Source organism: Acinetobacter sp. KAM396 (assembly GCF_021602765.1).
Lineage (GTDB): Bacteria > Pseudomonadota > Gammaproteobacteria > Pseudomonadales > Moraxellaceae > Acinetobacter > Acinetobacter towneri_A.
The window spans coordinates 73,794-87,727 of sequence record NZ_BPPH01000004.1; the positions used below are offsets into that span (position 1 = coordinate 73,794).

Consider the following 13,934-nt stretch of genomic DNA (forward strand, 5'->3'; position numbering starts at 1 on the left):
TGTCTGCCGCTATGTCGAAACATTTTATCCTGATGCTTGAAGACCATTATGAACTGGCCTCTACCCTATGCGAGTTTCTTGAAGAACATGGCTTTGTGGTCGATCACGCCCGCAATCTGAGTGCTGCTAGACAATTACTGAAACAGCAACGCTACCATATCTTGCTACTAGACATTAATTTGCCTGATGGTTCTGGTTATGAATTGTGCGAGTGGTTACGCAATGAAGAGGGGTTGGACTTACCTGTCTTGATGCTTACCGCTCGGGATACCTTGGATGACAAACTTAAAGGCTTCAATTCCGGCACGGATGATTATCTGGTCAAGCCCTTTGACTTTAACGAGCTAGTGGTTCGGGTCAAGGCCCTGATCAAACGTTCCCTGGGTGAAGTATCTAGCAGTCGTCTGCAAATTCATGACCTAATTTTGGACCCAGCAACACAACAGCTAACTCGAGCTGGGCAGAACATTGAATTGCCTCCGATTCAGTTTAAACTTTTGAAGCTACTAATGCGACATTCTCCTAAAGTACTGACCAAACAGGAAATTATGATGCAGCTTTGGGGTGACGAAGAGCCAGAAAGTGATGCTCTGCGCAGTCATATCTATAATTTACGCAAAATGGTCGATAAACCCTTTGAACAAAAGCTGATTCACACCATATCTGGGATTGGTTTAAAGATTGCTTTCGAAGATGAAGCCTAATTTAGGTACACAACAACAATCAGTCCAGTGGTCATTGCTAGATCAACATTCTGATGAGTGTCAAGATAATATTGCCTGTCAAACAGCTCCACACGCCAACCTAGCTGTTTGCATAGCTTTTGCACCAATTGCAATCCAATACCATGCCCTTTGATTTCCAGTTGTAGCTGCTGACCAGACAGTTCCTGAACTTTAGAATTGTTAGGTAAAGGCATGCCGACTCCATTGTCAGCAATCAGTACTTTATTTTTTTCCATAATCACATCAATTTCTGTGCCCTGTGAATAGTTCAGCGCATTGCGCAGAATATTGCCAAACACCATTTTGGTCATGGATGGATAAAGTTTACGCGGCTGTTCATCGAGGTCTTTTTGCAGGTCTATCTGCATGCCTTTGTTATGACTGACACTCTCCAGATCCTGCACAAGATTGTCCAGACATTCTGAAAGCATGGTCGGTTCAGCAGTTAAAGTGTTGGTGGTATTGCGGGCAATTGCCAGCAAGGTATCGACCAGCAGCTGCATGTCTTCAATGGTGTTATGCAGGCGGGTAAAGGACTTGTTGTCGCCATAGCGTGCCTGACACAGCTGCACATTCCCTTTTAAAATGGTCAGTGGCGTGCGCAGCTCATGGCTGACATCTCCGGTAAATTCACGCTCACGCTGAATAAATTCGCTTAATACCTGATGATATTTTTCCAGCGCCTGCTTGAGGTATTCAGCTTCCAGATTAGAGTCGGTGCGGATGTCCTGAAAAGGCGAAGCCTGATTTTTCTGATGTTCCCAGTCGATATATTCCAGCGCATTGGCCAGACGGGTAATCGGGGAAAAATAGCGCCGGGCCCGACGGTTCCACCACCACAGCACACTATATAGCACAAACAGGCTGACCATCAGCGGTGCCAGACCAAACAGCCACACCAGCTTGTTGACGTTGCTTTCGCCAAAGACCAACAGGACATGCTGTCCGTCTTTTTCACCATACACAGTCATGCGCTCCTTGCCATCGACAAAATGCCGATTCACTCCTTGCTCAAGCTGCATAGTCTTAAATTGGGGTGGTGGCACAGTGTTCCAGCGGTAACCACCATACAGATTTTTGGTGTCGGGCAATTCTGCGGCAGGATTACGTTCTAATCGTTGCCAGTAGTGAGACATTTCCTGTTCTAGCGCCGTTCTGAGCAAAGAACCTTTAATTACCCAGGCACTGAAACCAATCCCAATCACCACAGACAAGGCAATGAATCCGATTTGCAGCCAGTAATAGCGGTTAAACACCTCACCCAGAGGATGATCGTGTTTGTCCCTGAACAGCTTTAACATTGGTGCATTCCCCGCTACCCCATCCGATTCGCCATTCAATTATACGGTTTTCTTTTTAAACAGAAAGTGACCGATCACCCACTCGCGTCCATGCTCATAACCGAACAGCTCGGCACAGGCCATAAAGAAAATCCGCCAGCGTTGCCACCAGATTGCGGCATCCGCGCCATAAGTTTGTTCAAATAAGGGCTTTAGCTCGGCCTGTTTAGCATCCATATTTTCTAGCCAAGCATTTGCGGTACGTTCATACTGCGTGCCCGCCCATTGCCAGTGCTGTTCTAGCTGTAAATGCTGCTGAAAATGTAGGAAAGTTGAGGCTGCTGGCATCAAACCACCACTAAAGAAATATTGCGACATCCAGTCAAACTCATTTTTGACTTCAAAAGGATAATGCAAGAAACGATGACAGAAAATATGACACCACAATAAGCCATTTGGTTTGAGCCAAATACTGATATTTTCAAATAGTTTTTGATAGTTACGCACGTGCTCAAACATCTCCACTGACACCACACGATCAAAAGAGGCAGGTTCAAGTTGCAACACATTGACATCACAAGTGATCACCGTCAGGTTATCCAGTTTTTTTAAACGGGCTTGTTCCTGAATATACTCGCGCTGCGTTGAAGAATTTGACACGACTGTAATACGGGCCCTTGGATAACGCTCGGCCATATATAGACTTAAAGAACCCCAACCGCAGCCAATTTCCAAAATATCCTGCCCGTCTTTCAGTTGTGCTCGCTGGCAATAGCATGCAAGAGCAGCTTCTTCGGCTTGGTCTAGCGTTGTATCGGCATGTTCAAAGAGACTCGCGCTATATTTCAAACGCTTACCGAGTACTGCCTGAAAAAATGCGGTCGGCAGTTCATAATGCTGTTCATTGGCTTTGTCTGTCTCAATGGCAATTTCGCTGTTTTTCAGCATGGTCAGCACATCCATATAGCGCTGCGCTGCCAATGCGGGGTTAAACCGACCTTCTTGTGCCAAACGTTTTTTGCTTAAAGTACGAATGCCTGCACGAATCACTGGGTCTGGCACCTTGCCATTTTCGATCAGTTCTAAGGTTTTTTTAATCATAAAGTCCATGTATTTACCTACTCTTTGGGTGGCCACGGAATAAACATTGAAGTTCGTCGTTGATAGTCTTTATAGTTGTCGCCGCGATGTGCCAGCGCCTGTTGTTCACTAAAGGGAATCCCGGTGATGTAGTACAGAAACAGCCACATCAGCAGTGGATAAATCCATAATTCATAGCATCCTGCTGCCAGACCGAGCACTGGATAAGCAAACCAATGCAGCCATTCAAAAAAATAATTCGGATGGCGCGAATATTTCCACAAACCCTGATCCATGGTTTTACCTTGATTCTGTGGATCTAGCTTAAAACGGTAAAGTTGCTGATCGGCAGTGCTTTCGCCTATCAAAGCGGATAGCATGATCATGCCCGCCAAAATAACAGTGACCAAAGTCCAGTCATTCCATTCCTCGGTCGAGATACTTAACAACTTCAGCATTGGGTAAGAAAACAGTAGCGCCAAACCTGCCTGAAATATAAAAAACACCAGAAAACCAAGATGCTGATAACGGCCCATGGCCCGGCGCATGTTGGCATAACGCGTGTCTTCTTGGGTTTCATTGGCATAGCGCCGTAACAGATGCCAAGTCAGTCGTGAAAACCAGATCCCACTTGCCAGTCCCAGAAATAAGCGAACCAACATCGGTGCACTGTCAATCGCCCAAGCGGCAATAATCACATTGAGGGCAACACTGAAACTCCAAGAGACATCGACCAGCCCTGCTCTGCGGTTATAGGTCACCAACACCCAGCTACAGAGCATGATAAAGACATTCAGCATCAGTAAATTCAGCAGCATTTCGGCCCTCCTGTTTTATCTTGGCTTAGTAGGCACTGGCTTCGAACAGCAGATGTACATCACTGATCACGCCTTCCCTAAAACCACCTTCGCAATAACACAGATAAAAATCCCACATGCGGATAAAACGCTCATCAAAGCCAAGCCCAAGTACCTGATCATGCTGCTGCAAGAAACGCTGACGCCAACACTTCAGGGTTTGTGCATAGCTTTGACCAATATCTTCCAGATGTTTGAGACGAAGTTTTTGCTCAGAAGCCGTTTGCGTCATAACACTGATACATGGAATAAAACTACCGGGGAAAATATAACGCTTGATGTAATCCACCGTATTTAAAGCTTTAATATAGCGTGCATCTTCAATCGTAATCGCCTGTATCAAGGCCAGACCATTCGGCTTGAGGAGCTCGCGGCATTTTCGGAAATAAGTTGATAAATATTGCTCACCAACTGCTTCAATCATTTCAATGGACACCAATTTGTCGTATTTACCCTCGAGTAAACGGTAGTCCTGAAGCTGTACAGACACCCGATGAGACAGCCCTGCTTCAGCAACTCGGGCGAGTGCTTCATCGTACTGAGCTTTGGAAATGGTAATGGTAGTCACCCTACAGCCATAATGCTGAGCCGCATAAATGGCAAAACCGCCCCAGCCGCTGCCAATTTCAACCAAATGATCCATCGGTTTGAGTTGCAGTTTCTGGCAGATCAGCTCTTTTTTATAATCCGAAGCCTGTTCCAGGGTCATGCCCGGCTCTTTAAACACCGCACTGGAATACATCATGCTGGAATCTAGGAACAGCTTGAAGAAGTCATTGCTCAGGTCATAATGCTCGGCAATATTTTTGCGGCTGCCATCAATCGAATTCTTGCGCGATTTATACCAGACCTTTAACAGTAACTGGCTGGCTTTGGCCACTGCATTCTGATTCATCTGGTCCAGCACATCGCGGTTACGTGCCAAAATGCGGATCACATCGACCAGATCTTCACTGCTCCAGTAGCCACGGATAAAACCTTCGGCAGCACCCAGTACACCATTACGAAACAGCAGATCCATCAGACGAACATCATGCACCTGTATCACCGCCTGTAAATCGCTATTTTCCCCGACAGCCCCGTTCCAGACGCCTTTAAAAATCAGCTGACCATGGCGTAATTTCAGCAGGTGGCGCAGTACCACCGGCAGTGTGCTTTGCTCTCCCATGAATAGTGTCTTCATCGCAATGTGTTTCCTTTTTCTTTTTTAGGATGTCGGTAAAATGGAACTTTCTTTTTCCATAAACGAAAGGCGTGCAGATAAATTCCGCTGACCATCCTGAAGGGTTCAAGAACTTTCATTACAGCATAGCGATGCTGCTGTGAAGGAACCGTGATGGCCTGCAAGGAAAATTTCAGGGTGGCATCGAATTGCAAGATTCCCTGCTCAAACAGCTGCATATGAATCACGTTCTGCCGATCCGAAAAGCTGAAGCGCCAGCGATAATCCAGCCCCATCGGCATGAACGGCGACACATGAAAGGCCTTTTTAAAGTCAAACTGGTGACTCTGGTACGGCGCATATTCGTCTGCATTGTTCTGGCAGTCGTGAATGTAGACCTGTCGTTCATTCCACGGTGTGTTGGTGATTTCACTCAACACAAAGAGCAATTGGTCGGTGGCACCAAAGACCAGATAAAATACTACGGAATTGAAACGGAAACCTAGTGTGCGCGGTAAAGCCATTACTCGGATAGATGCGGCATGCGGTAATAGATAGTTTTCCCGCTTGATGAGCAAACGTGAGACCTTCTGCCGAATCGAACCATATTCCATGGTCAGAAAATCCCGCTCATCTAGGGTCAAGAAATTCCAGTGCCTGGAAGACCAGAGCCAGGATTTTTGGGTAAAGCTTGAGAGTTGATCCGGATCAAACCATAGATAGGTTAGCTGGGTCTCAAAAGCATGGGCTTTGGGCAGGTAACGGCGATGCCTGATTTCGGCAGAGGCAATCGCCAGTGGATACATCTGCATCATGCGCTCCTAGCTGCCTGCTCGGTCTGCTGCAATAGCTGATCGACTACCCAGGAAGCACTACGTGCGCCATCCTCATGAAAGCCCCAGCCCCAGTAAGCACCACAGTATGAGGTGCGGTTTTGGCCGTTGACCTCGACCCAGCGTTGTTGTGCTTCAATCGCAGTTGCATCAAACACCGGATGACGATAGTTTCGTTCCACCCAGACTTTTTTCGGATCAAGTCTAAAATTAGGATTAAGGGTCGCAAAGACCTGAGTTTTGCATTGCAGGTTTTGCAACTGGTTCATCCAATAGCTAAAACCATAGTGCATATTACTATGCTGGAATGGCGTTTGTTCAGATCCTTGACTCGAGGTTACATGTACATGCCAACTCGCCCATTGGCGACGAGATTTGGGCATAATACTAGTATCTGAATGCACCACCATGCGGTTATCCTGATAGCGGAACTTACCAAGTACGTCCCACTCCTGAGCAGAAGGGTCTTTCAGTAATTTCAGACTATCATCAGCATGGCTGGCAAATACAACCCAGTCAAAACGTTCGCTGCCGTGTGTCGTTTCAACCAGCACATCATTGGCACTACGGGATACATGCAGAACACCCATCTTGCGGAAGGTGATATTCGATTGGGACTGAATGGCACGAACGTAACGCGCTGATCCCCCCTTGACCGTAAGCCATAACGGCCGGTCTTTTAATTGCAACATGCGATGGTGCTGGAAAAAGCTCACCACAAATTTATAGGGAATTTGTCCAGCTTGCTCCACCGGGCAGGACCACAGCGCTCCACACATCGGATAGAGATGTTCCTGACGGAAGGCTTCGGAATAACCATGCCGATCCAGATACTCATCTATACTGAGCTGTGCATCGACATGCTCGACATCCAGATCTTTATTGGCGGCATAGAAGCGGAACAGATCCGACAACATCGCGCGAAAATCTGCATTAAAAAAGTTTTGAGGTCGGAACAATAACGAGAATTTTTTTGAAGGATTGTACTGTAAGCCACTGACCTGATTATTCACCGAAAAGCCCATGTCACTGCTTTGCGATTGAATCCCAAGTTCTTTTAGCATGGCGCAGAACAGCGGATAGTTATGCTCGTTAAACACAATAAAGCCACTGTCCACCGCAACCTGTTCACCATCGATATTCAGCTGATGGGTATCGGTATGACCACCAAAGTAGTTCTTCTTTTCAAATACTGTGACTTCATGCGCTTTGCTGAGTTTCCAGGCAGCGTACAGACCGGAAATACCTGAACCAATAATTGCAATTTTCATGGCGATTCCTTTGAATGAATAGTCGGAGTGCCAGTCTTGGCAGCTTTTTTCTGTTTTCGAGCCCGGGCAATTTTACTGACATCATAGACCCGTGGCGGAATCGGCTTGAGTCCCCAGACCAGCCCGAACAAAGACATGAGTTTCAGCAGGTAATAGGTCACATCAATCTGCCACCAGTAAAAACCCTGCCGTGTACTGCCAGCATAATAATGGTGATTGTTGTGCCAGCCTTCGCCCAAGGTAATGATTGACAAGAATAAGTTGTTGCGGCTGTGATCTTCAGTGTCAAAATCCCGGCTGCCATAATGATGCGCCAATGAGTTAATACACAAAGTGGCATGGAGCAGCAACACAGTGGAGACCACAAACCCCCAGACCAGCAATTGCAGGCCGGAGGTACCGAGTTGTGGCCAGGTCATAGCCAGCCACTCCCCTAGCGCATAAATACCGCCCGCGGTCAGCACCACCACAATTAAACTGAAACGGTCCAGCCAGATCAGTTCCGGATATTTCAGCCAATCTCTAATGACTTCTTTTCGCGTGGCAAAGTTATATTCATTTAAAAACCAGCCAACGTGGCTGTACCAAAAACCATGCGTGGAGGAATGCGGGTCTTGCAAGGTATCGGTATAGCGATGGTGATAACGGTGATGGGCCGCCCACCATAGCGGACCACGCTGTGCACTCATAGTTCCAATTAACACAAACAGGAACTGTACCGGACGCGAAGTCTGAAAAGTTTTATGTGACAGATAACGATGAAAAAAAGCGGTGATGGAAAACATGCGGATCAGGTAGAACAGCAGCATAAAGCCCAGCGCAAACCATGACACCCCCACCCAGAACACTGCGAGACAGGCCAGATGCAACAGAATAAAGGGCAAAATCCGGAGCCACTGAATCCGGCTGTTTTCAGCGGTCAGCGTTTCAGGCGATGTGTGTATGGACCAGCTGTCTATCCATCGCATCAGGCTTTTCAACATGGACTCATCCTACTTTTAAGCGGTTGTCTTTATTCTATTTGATGAGTCTAATCAGTCAGATATGAATTTTATGTGAAGTGAAATAAAAAAAGCCGAACTGTAGAGAGACTAAGCAGTTCGGCAAAAGGGTAACAGATTAATGCGACAATTTGATCAGCTTTGTGATGTCATAACCATAATATTTTGCTGTATCCAGATAGGACTGATAGGTGGCTTCATCCAGTTGCGGTTCGCGCGATAAAATCCACAGGTATTTGGTACTCGGTCCACCGACCAGCGCCACTTTATATTCAGGATCCACGCGTAATACCCAGTAATGCCCTTTGGTAAACGGAATCCATCTTAAACCTGGCGGCAAAAAGCTGACTTTCAGTTTGCTGTTGCCCTGATTTTGCGGATAGGCCACCCCTTCAGAACTGATCATTTCACCATTTTCAGTCCGGCAGCTATTTAAGACGCCTATGGTCTGATCGGCATTGACAGTGTATTGTGCCGAGATATCCGAAACACATTTACGCTGAAAATACATCGGTAAATGCGCAATTTCATGCCATTTACCCGCATACTGCCGGATATCCACCTGATCGACTGCCCGAGGGGCAACCGCTTCAGCTCTAGCAGTAAAGCTTAAGCTGATGATGGCCAGCGCTGTAACTGCAAAAACCGACTTGTATAGCATCTTCATTTTTAGCCTTGTTGTATTTGAGACTTAAGATAACCCAAGTCGATGTGAACAAAGTGTGAAGATTAAATGCAGAATGAAGGTAGGAGAAATTTCAATCTTACTGCCTTAGAAAATGGGGAAAATCATTTCTTCTTGGATCCCCTTCTAAAGCGGTAAATTGGTTTTTTAGATTCAATGTAGCAATATTGTCGATAGTATTATTTTAAAAAAGTCAACTAGATCAACATATTAATTCCTGAACCAATCATCTTTTATAAGGCAATTAAATATACATATAAAAAAACTTGATTAATTTTATTTTTAAGGTATAGTTAACTCAACTAGAAAAAAGTCTTGTTTCATTAAATCTCTCTTAAGTATCGTCGTTTTATTCATAATTCTTCGTTTTTTTCAGATTTTAAGTTTCATTCTTTATTATTTTCAAAGTTATATGCAGTCAATAAAATGACTAAAAATTATTAAAAAATCAGTAGGATTTATTATGTCAAACTCAAATGTTGTTAAAGGTACCGTTAAGTGGTTCAATGAAACTAAAGGTTTTGGTTTTATTCAACCAGAATCAGGTCCAGATGTTTTTGCGCACTTCAGTGAAATTGCTAACTCAGGTTTTAAAACCTTATTCGAAGGCCAACAGGTTGAATTTAGTATTGCTCAAGGTCAAAAAGGACCGAATGCGGTCAATATTGTTGCTATATAAGCACTAATACGAGTTGAAAAAGCACTACTCAGTGCTTTTTTAATTTTAAAGAAAAGTTGTTGTTCCATATTGGAAAAAATCATAAAAACAGGATATAAATTGTTAAAAGTTAATGAATTAATTGCAAAATCTAAAAATGGTACTGAAATTATCGTTTCTTTAATTCCCTTAAATAAAATGCAGAATACACGTCAAGGTTTTAAAGAAATTGAAGTGGGTAAAAGAGTTCTGCTGGAATCTGGAATTGAGGTAGATTTAAATTTAGATGGTCGTACATTTTATACGTCTTTAAATCAATTATTTAAGCTAAATCAAAAAGTTGTTTAAAAAAATAATATATTGCTTAATTAATTGAATAGCCGCTCTGCCATAATCTTGTTAAAGGTGAACTAATGTTTAAACAAAATCTAAATGTAAAAGACCAATTTGGTATCAAATATTCTATTCAGGCCACGGTTGAGCGCCATTTTAGTGCTAGCCAGTCTTGCTCCCATGTCAAATATATTACCGTGGATGGTGAAGATATTCGACCCAGTTTTGAAATGTTTTTCCAAAGTACTTCAAGCGGAAAAATTTTCAAAATTATTTAAGTCGATGAACTACTCACAGCTAAAACAAAGATGATAATATAAAAATATTTATATATTATCGCTTTATATTATTTATAACTCATATAATAATTTTAAATTTCTAGTGGCTTAACTCGCCCTTAAAAGAACGAGAATGCGCACTATATTATTTGTTCAAAATTTCAAAGCCATTCTTTACTGTCATCTGCTACAGGCGTTCCATGCATCACATGTTGAATCATGGCATAGGCAATACTGCCCTTAAACGGAATTTCGGGTAACTGATCAAATTTGAAAAACTGCGCATCGCTCAGTTCATTTTCCTGAATTTGAATGTCCCCTGTATGATATTCCGCCTTGAAGGCCATCATCAGATTGCTGGGAAACGGCCACGGCTGGCTGGCCAGATATTGAATGTTTTTGATCTGCAGCCCAACTTCTTCTAGGGTTTCACGGCGGACTGCCTCTTCCAGGGTTTCTCCGACTTCAACAAAGCCGGCAATCAGACTGTACATTTGGGTTTTATTGCGGGCATTTTTTGCCAGCAGAATTTCATCTTCGCCCCGGGTAATGATGGTAATCACACAGGGATTCACCCGTGGATACTGGTTATAGCCACAGGATGGACAGACCATGGCATACTGGCTGGCGTGTTGCTGGGTGGCATGGCCGCATTTACTGCAAAAGCGGTGGTTACGGCGCCATTCCAGTAACTGTACCGCACGGCTGGCCTCTTCAAATTGTGGTCTGTTCCAGACTTGCACTAGTTGTCGGATCGGAACCAGCTGATAACCTTCAGGCACCGGTTCGTCTTCTTTCAGGTCACGAGCAATGATCTCGCCATTTTCCGTCAAGTTCAAGTCGTGCTGCAGTTTGGCTACCTGCGGCAACTGAAAATGCTCATCCACCAATAATTGCTGCTGTCTAAAAATATACGCTTTTGAATGCATGCTCGTGAGAATTCCCTGATTAAAAAAAATCCCATACTGGGGATGTATGGGACAAAACTAAGGAAGCTTACATGGAGTAACTTCTAGCCAGATACTAGGTGCACGCCACCTAAATTACAAGCATAATAATTTGTATCTTTTTGATTAAAATCACATAATTTTCACACCAATTATGAACTCAGAAATCATGCAAAGTAAGTTTCATCAACTGGCTTTAGCATTGTAGAGATGAACAGTCTTTTATTGCAGCAATTATGATTCCTATGCGATGTCAGAGGATCATCTGGTCGAGTTGAATTGGCTCAACATGTGGGTTGATTTTTATTTTCACAAAAAATTGAACTGCCTAGATTTACACTGCGCTATCTTTGATCAGGTCTAGAGTGGCTATGCGTTTCGGTTTAATTCTGGGTGACCAGCTTCATCATCAGCTTGCTACGCTCAAAGCGCTGGACCGTACCCGGGATGTGATCCTAATGGCCGAAGATGTTGAGGAAGCCACGTATGTCGCCCATCATCCGCAGAAAATTGCCCTGATTTTTAGCGCCATGCGTCATTTTGCCAAAGAACTCAAAGCAGAAGGCTGGCGTTTACGTTACCATGCTTTTCAATCTGATAGTCCGATTCGTAGACTGCTGGATTTCATAGAGTCACAGCAGCAACTCTTACCAGTCACAGAAATAGTCATTACGCACTGCGGAGAATATCGTTTACAGCAGCAGATTGAACAGCATTGGAGCAAGCATCTGCAACTGCCAGTGCAGTGCCTGAATGATGAACGTTTTTTCTGTAGTCCAGAGCAGTTCCAGCATTGGGCCAATCACTACCAGACGCTACGCATGGAATATTTTTACCGGGAAATGCGTAAACAGACTGGCTACTTGATGCAGGGACAACAACCGTTTGGAGAACAGTGGAATTATGACAGCGCCAATCGTAAGGCTTGGTCAGGCAGTCCACCATTACCTCCTGCACTTCATTTTGAACGAGATCAGATTGATCTGGATGTACTTAAGCTGGTTGAGCGCGAGTTTTCCCGTCACTCTGGCAGCCTTGACAACTTCCGCTGGGCCACCACACGTAGCAATGCTCTGCTTGCACTGGAGCATTTCATTACCCACAGTTTGCCGCATTTTGGAGATTATCAGGATGCCATGGTTCAGGGTGCAGACATGCTGTTTCACAGCCTGCTCTCGCCTTATCTAAATTGTGGTCTGTTACTGCCCAAAGAAGTCTGTGATGCGGCAGAAGCTGCCTACCATGCCGGTCATGCACCACTGAATGCAGTGGAAGGTTTTATCCGACAGATTTTAGGCTGGCGCGAATATGTTCGCGGAATTTACTGGCTGTACATGCCAGAATATGCCAATCGCAATGCACTGCAGCACTCAGCACCATTGCCACAATTTTACTGGACTGGACGTACTCGGATGAACTGTATGGCTGAGTGTTTCCGTAATACTTTTCTGCATGCCTATGCACATCATATCCAGCGTTTGATGGTGACTGGAAATTTTGCCTTATTAACTGGTGTAGACCCGCAGCAGATCAGCGAGTGGTATCTGGCAGTCTATGCCGATGCCTATGAATGGGTAGAACTACCGAACACCTTGGGCATGGTAATGCATGCCGATAGCGGCTTGATGGCCAGCAAACCCTATGCGGCCTCGGGCAATTACATCCATAAGATGTCCGATTACTGTAAGCACTGTAGCTACAATGTCAAAACTCGCACCGAACCAGATAGCTGTCCGTTCAATAGCCTGTACTGGTATTTCATGATCAGGAATGAGGAGACATTCCGTACTCATCCACGTATGGGCATGATCTATCGACAGCTGGACAAGCTTAAAGATCGGCCGCAGATTATCAGCCATGCCCAGCAACTTCTTAGCCGGATTGATGAGTTATAAACCATGAAAAAACAGCATCTTCCTGAAAAAATCTGTATGCACTGTTTGCGTCCTTTTACTTGGCGCAAAAAATGGCAACGCTGCTGGGAGGAAGTCAGATACTGTTCTGAACGATGTAAACGTGAATCCAGACAGCGGTCAAAATCAAACGCTTAGAAACGCTTGTATTGCCGTGAACAATAGGCCCGTATCACGTCGGGTGAACGCAGTTGCAGATGTTTGGTTTTTCGGCCGGTGACGCGTTCACGCCACATTTTAAAACTCGATGCTTTCATATTTTGCCGCATCAAGCGGATCACCGCCGCTTCATTTAAACCATACTCACATAAAATAGCTTCAAAAGGAGTTCTATCTTCCCAAGCCATTTCTATAATTCTGGATACGTCTTCCACAGAAAATTGATTCATACTATTCTCGTTTTTAATCATTATGAAGCGTCAATAAGCTTTAACGACTTTAATTTGACTAAAAGAATAACAGTACAATCATGAATTTTTTGTGATTTTTTCTAGTTTACTTTGGCTTTGTTGCATAAAGATTTTAAAGATAGAGCTTTCCTAAGTTGTTAAAATTTAAAGGCTTTGTTGCACAAAGATTTTATAACTATATGATTTTAAAAATTTGATTATTTTTTGATCCAAAATTAAATTTATTTAAATCAGATGCTTACATATTTATACAACAAAGCCTCTGTGGGGCTAGTTGATCTTTCAGATTATGCAGGAGAAGTATTAGCCTTATAAGCTATGAATAGCTATCGATTTACTAGCCACACTTTTCCTAACTAAAAATTTACCGTATATAAAATACTGAAATGCATTTTTACACCCTAGGTTTTACTAAAAGGTAAATCCAATGATATAATTACAAATCAGTTGTTCTGCCGATAATTCTGTACCAAGCACACTCATCAAGAGATTGATTTCCTA

16 protein-coding genes are annotated in these 13,934 nt (G+C 44.1%); 6 read left to right on the forward strand and 10 right to left on the reverse strand.

Annotation, left to right across the window (positions count from 1 at the left end):
• Positions 1-11: 11 nt before the first annotated feature.
• Entirely contained in the window at positions 12-704 is a 693-nt protein-coding gene (locus L6C30_RS03950; protein WP_236162426.1) for a response regulator transcription factor, read from the forward strand.
• On the opposite strand, the gene L6C30_RS03955 is transcribed toward L6C30_RS03950, so the two are convergent.
• The 8 genes from L6C30_RS03955 to L6C30_RS03990 form a co-directional block, all read right to left on the reverse strand.
• Positions 701-2,026, reverse strand: coding sequence for a sensor histidine kinase (locus L6C30_RS03955; RefSeq protein ID WP_374706584.1), 1,326 nt, complete (start codon positions 2,024-2,026; stop codon positions 701-703). The two genes, L6C30_RS03950 and L6C30_RS03955, sit on opposite strands and share 4 nt — an antisense overlap.
• Before the next feature lie 39 nt (positions 2,027-2,065).
• Entirely contained in the window at positions 2,066-3,115 is a 1,050-nt protein-coding gene (locus tag L6C30_RS03960) for a cyclopropane-fatty-acyl-phospholipid synthase family protein (protein WP_087549556.1), read from the reverse strand.
• 8 nt (positions 3,116-3,123) lie between these two features.
• Positions 3,124-3,903 (reverse strand): DUF1295 domain-containing protein, encoded by a 780-nt coding sequence (locus L6C30_RS03965; protein ID WP_236162425.1) that lies wholly within the window; start codon positions 3,901-3,903, stop codon positions 3,124-3,126.
• Between the two features lie 25 nt (positions 3,904-3,928).
• Positions 3,929-5,125 carry a cyclopropane-fatty-acyl-phospholipid synthase family protein gene (locus tag L6C30_RS03970; RefSeq protein ID WP_179995330.1) on the reverse strand — a complete coding sequence of 399 codons (1,197 nt, stop codon included), beginning with the start codon at positions 5,123-5,125 and terminating at the stop codon, positions 3,929-3,931.
• A complete protein-coding gene (locus L6C30_RS03975) occupies positions 5,122-5,916 on the reverse strand; it encodes a DUF1365 domain-containing protein (RefSeq protein WP_236162470.1) in 795 nt (264 codons plus the stop codon). Before L6C30_RS03975 ends, L6C30_RS03970 begins: the two co-directional genes overlap by 4 nt.
• Positions 5,916-7,208 carry an NAD(P)/FAD-dependent oxidoreductase gene (locus L6C30_RS03980; RefSeq protein WP_236162424.1) on the reverse strand — a complete coding sequence of 431 codons (1,293 nt, stop codon included), beginning with the start codon at positions 7,206-7,208 and terminating at the stop codon, positions 5,916-5,918. Before L6C30_RS03980 ends, L6C30_RS03975 begins: the two co-directional genes overlap by 1 nt.
• Positions 7,205-8,191: an acyl-CoA desaturase gene (locus L6C30_RS03985; protein ID WP_236162423.1), complete on the reverse strand. Its 987-nt coding sequence runs from the start codon at positions 8,189-8,191 to the stop codon at positions 7,205-7,207. Before L6C30_RS03985 ends, L6C30_RS03980 begins: the two co-directional genes overlap by 4 nt.
• Positions 8,192-8,327: 136 nt before the next feature.
• Positions 8,328-8,876, reverse strand: a complete 549-nt coding sequence (locus L6C30_RS03990) for a lipocalin family protein (protein WP_236162422.1) — start codon at positions 8,874-8,876, stop codon at positions 8,328-8,330.
• A 481-nt stretch (positions 8,877-9,357) separates the two neighbouring features.
• Between L6C30_RS03990 and L6C30_RS03995 the strand changes: the two genes are divergently transcribed.
• From L6C30_RS03995 to L6C30_RS04005, 3 genes are all read left to right on the forward strand, one after another.
• On the forward strand, positions 9,358-9,573 hold the full coding sequence (locus tag L6C30_RS03995) for a cold-shock protein (protein WP_019837890.1): 216 nt from the start codon (positions 9,358-9,360) through the stop codon (positions 9,571-9,573).
• 99 nt (positions 9,574-9,672) lie between these two features.
• Positions 9,673-9,900: a hypothetical protein gene (locus tag L6C30_RS04000; protein WP_019837891.1), complete on the forward strand. Its 228-nt coding sequence runs from the start codon at positions 9,673-9,675 to the stop codon at positions 9,898-9,900.
• A 65-nt stretch (positions 9,901-9,965) separates the two neighbouring features.
• Positions 9,966-10,163 (forward strand): hypothetical protein, encoded by a 198-nt coding sequence (locus tag L6C30_RS04005; RefSeq protein ID WP_019837892.1) that lies wholly within the window; start codon positions 9,966-9,968, stop codon positions 10,161-10,163.
• A gap of 161 nt (positions 10,164-10,324) precedes the next feature.
• On the opposite strand, the gene nudC is transcribed toward L6C30_RS04005, so the two are convergent.
• On the reverse strand, positions 10,325-11,092 hold the full coding sequence (gene nudC, locus L6C30_RS04010) for an NAD(+) diphosphatase (protein ID WP_019837893.1): 768 nt from the start codon (positions 11,090-11,092) through the stop codon (positions 10,325-10,327).
• Between the two features lie 389 nt (positions 11,093-11,481).
• Between nudC and L6C30_RS04015 the strand changes: the two genes are divergently transcribed.
• Together L6C30_RS04015 and L6C30_RS04020 are read left to right on the forward strand one after the other, a co-directional pair.
• The gene (locus L6C30_RS04015; RefSeq protein WP_236162421.1) at positions 11,482-13,005 is read left to right on the forward strand and encodes a cryptochrome/photolyase family protein; all 1,524 of its coding nucleotides are present in this window, start codon (positions 11,482-11,484) and stop codon (positions 13,003-13,005) included.
• 36 nt (positions 13,006-13,041) lie between these two features.
• Complete coding sequence (locus tag L6C30_RS04020; protein ID WP_236162469.1) at positions 13,042-13,161, forward strand: DUF2256 domain-containing protein; 120 nt, start codon at positions 13,042-13,044, stop codon at positions 13,159-13,161.
• Here L6C30_RS04020 and L6C30_RS04025 read toward each other — a convergent pair.
• Positions 13,158-13,412, reverse strand: a complete 255-nt coding sequence (locus L6C30_RS04025; RefSeq protein ID WP_034607416.1) for a TIGR03643 family protein — start codon at positions 13,410-13,412, stop codon at positions 13,158-13,160. The genes L6C30_RS04020 and L6C30_RS04025 overlap by 4 nt on opposite strands.
• Positions 13,413-13,934 lie beyond the last annotated feature (522 nt).

What these genes read in the sequence shown, in the direction of transcription:
- L6C30_RS03980 (WP_236162424.1), bottom strand. Translation starts at nt 7,208, where the DNA reads ATGAAAATTGCAATTATTGGTTCAGGTATTTCCGGTCTGTACGCTGCC.
- L6C30_RS03960 (WP_087549556.1), bottom strand. Translation starts at nt 3,115, where the DNA reads ATGGACTTTATGATTAAAAAAACCTTAGAACTGATCGAAAATGGCAAG.
- nudC (WP_019837893.1), bottom strand. Translation starts at nt 11,092, where the DNA reads ATGCATTCAAAAGCGTATATTTTTAGACAGCAGCAATTATTGGTGGAT.
- L6C30_RS03965 (WP_236162425.1), bottom strand. Translation starts at nt 3,903, where the DNA reads ATGCTGCTGAATTTACTGATGCTGAATGTCTTTATCATGCTCTGTAGC.
- L6C30_RS03955 (WP_374706584.1), bottom strand. Translation starts at nt 2,026, where the DNA reads ATGTTAAAGCTGTTCAGGGACAAACACGATCATCCTCTGGGTGAGGTG.
- L6C30_RS03990 (WP_236162422.1), bottom strand. Translation starts at nt 8,876, where the DNA reads ATGAAGATGCTATACAAGTCGGTTTTTGCAGTTACAGCGCTGGCCATC.
- L6C30_RS04005 (WP_019837892.1), top strand. Translation starts at nt 9,966, where the DNA reads ATGTTTAAACAAAATCTAAATGTAAAAGACCAATTTGGTATCAAATAT.
- L6C30_RS04025 (WP_034607416.1), bottom strand. Translation starts at nt 13,412, where the DNA reads ATGAATCAATTTTCTGTGGAAGACGTATCCAGAATTATAGAAATGGCT.
- L6C30_RS03985 (WP_236162423.1), bottom strand. Translation starts at nt 8,191, where the DNA reads ATGTTGAAAAGCCTGATGCGATGGATAGACAGCTGGTCCATACACACA.
- L6C30_RS03970 (WP_179995330.1), bottom strand. Translation starts at nt 5,125, where the DNA reads ATGAAGACACTATTCATGGGAGAGCAAAGCACACTGCCGGTGGTACTG.
- L6C30_RS03995 (WP_019837890.1), top strand. Translation starts at nt 9,358, where the DNA reads ATGTCAAACTCAAATGTTGTTAAAGGTACCGTTAAGTGGTTCAATGAA.
- L6C30_RS04015 (WP_236162421.1), top strand. Translation starts at nt 11,482, where the DNA reads ATGCGTTTCGGTTTAATTCTGGGTGACCAGCTTCATCATCAGCTTGCT.
- L6C30_RS03975 (WP_236162470.1), bottom strand. Translation starts at nt 5,916, where the DNA reads ATGCAGATGTATCCACTGGCGATTGCCTCTGCCGAAATCAGGCATCGC.
- L6C30_RS04020 (WP_236162469.1), top strand. Translation starts at nt 13,042, where the DNA reads ATGCACTGTTTGCGTCCTTTTACTTGGCGCAAAAAATGGCAACGCTGC.
- L6C30_RS03950 (WP_236162426.1), top strand. Translation starts at nt 12, where the DNA reads ATGTCGAAACATTTTATCCTGATGCTTGAAGACCATTATGAACTGGCC.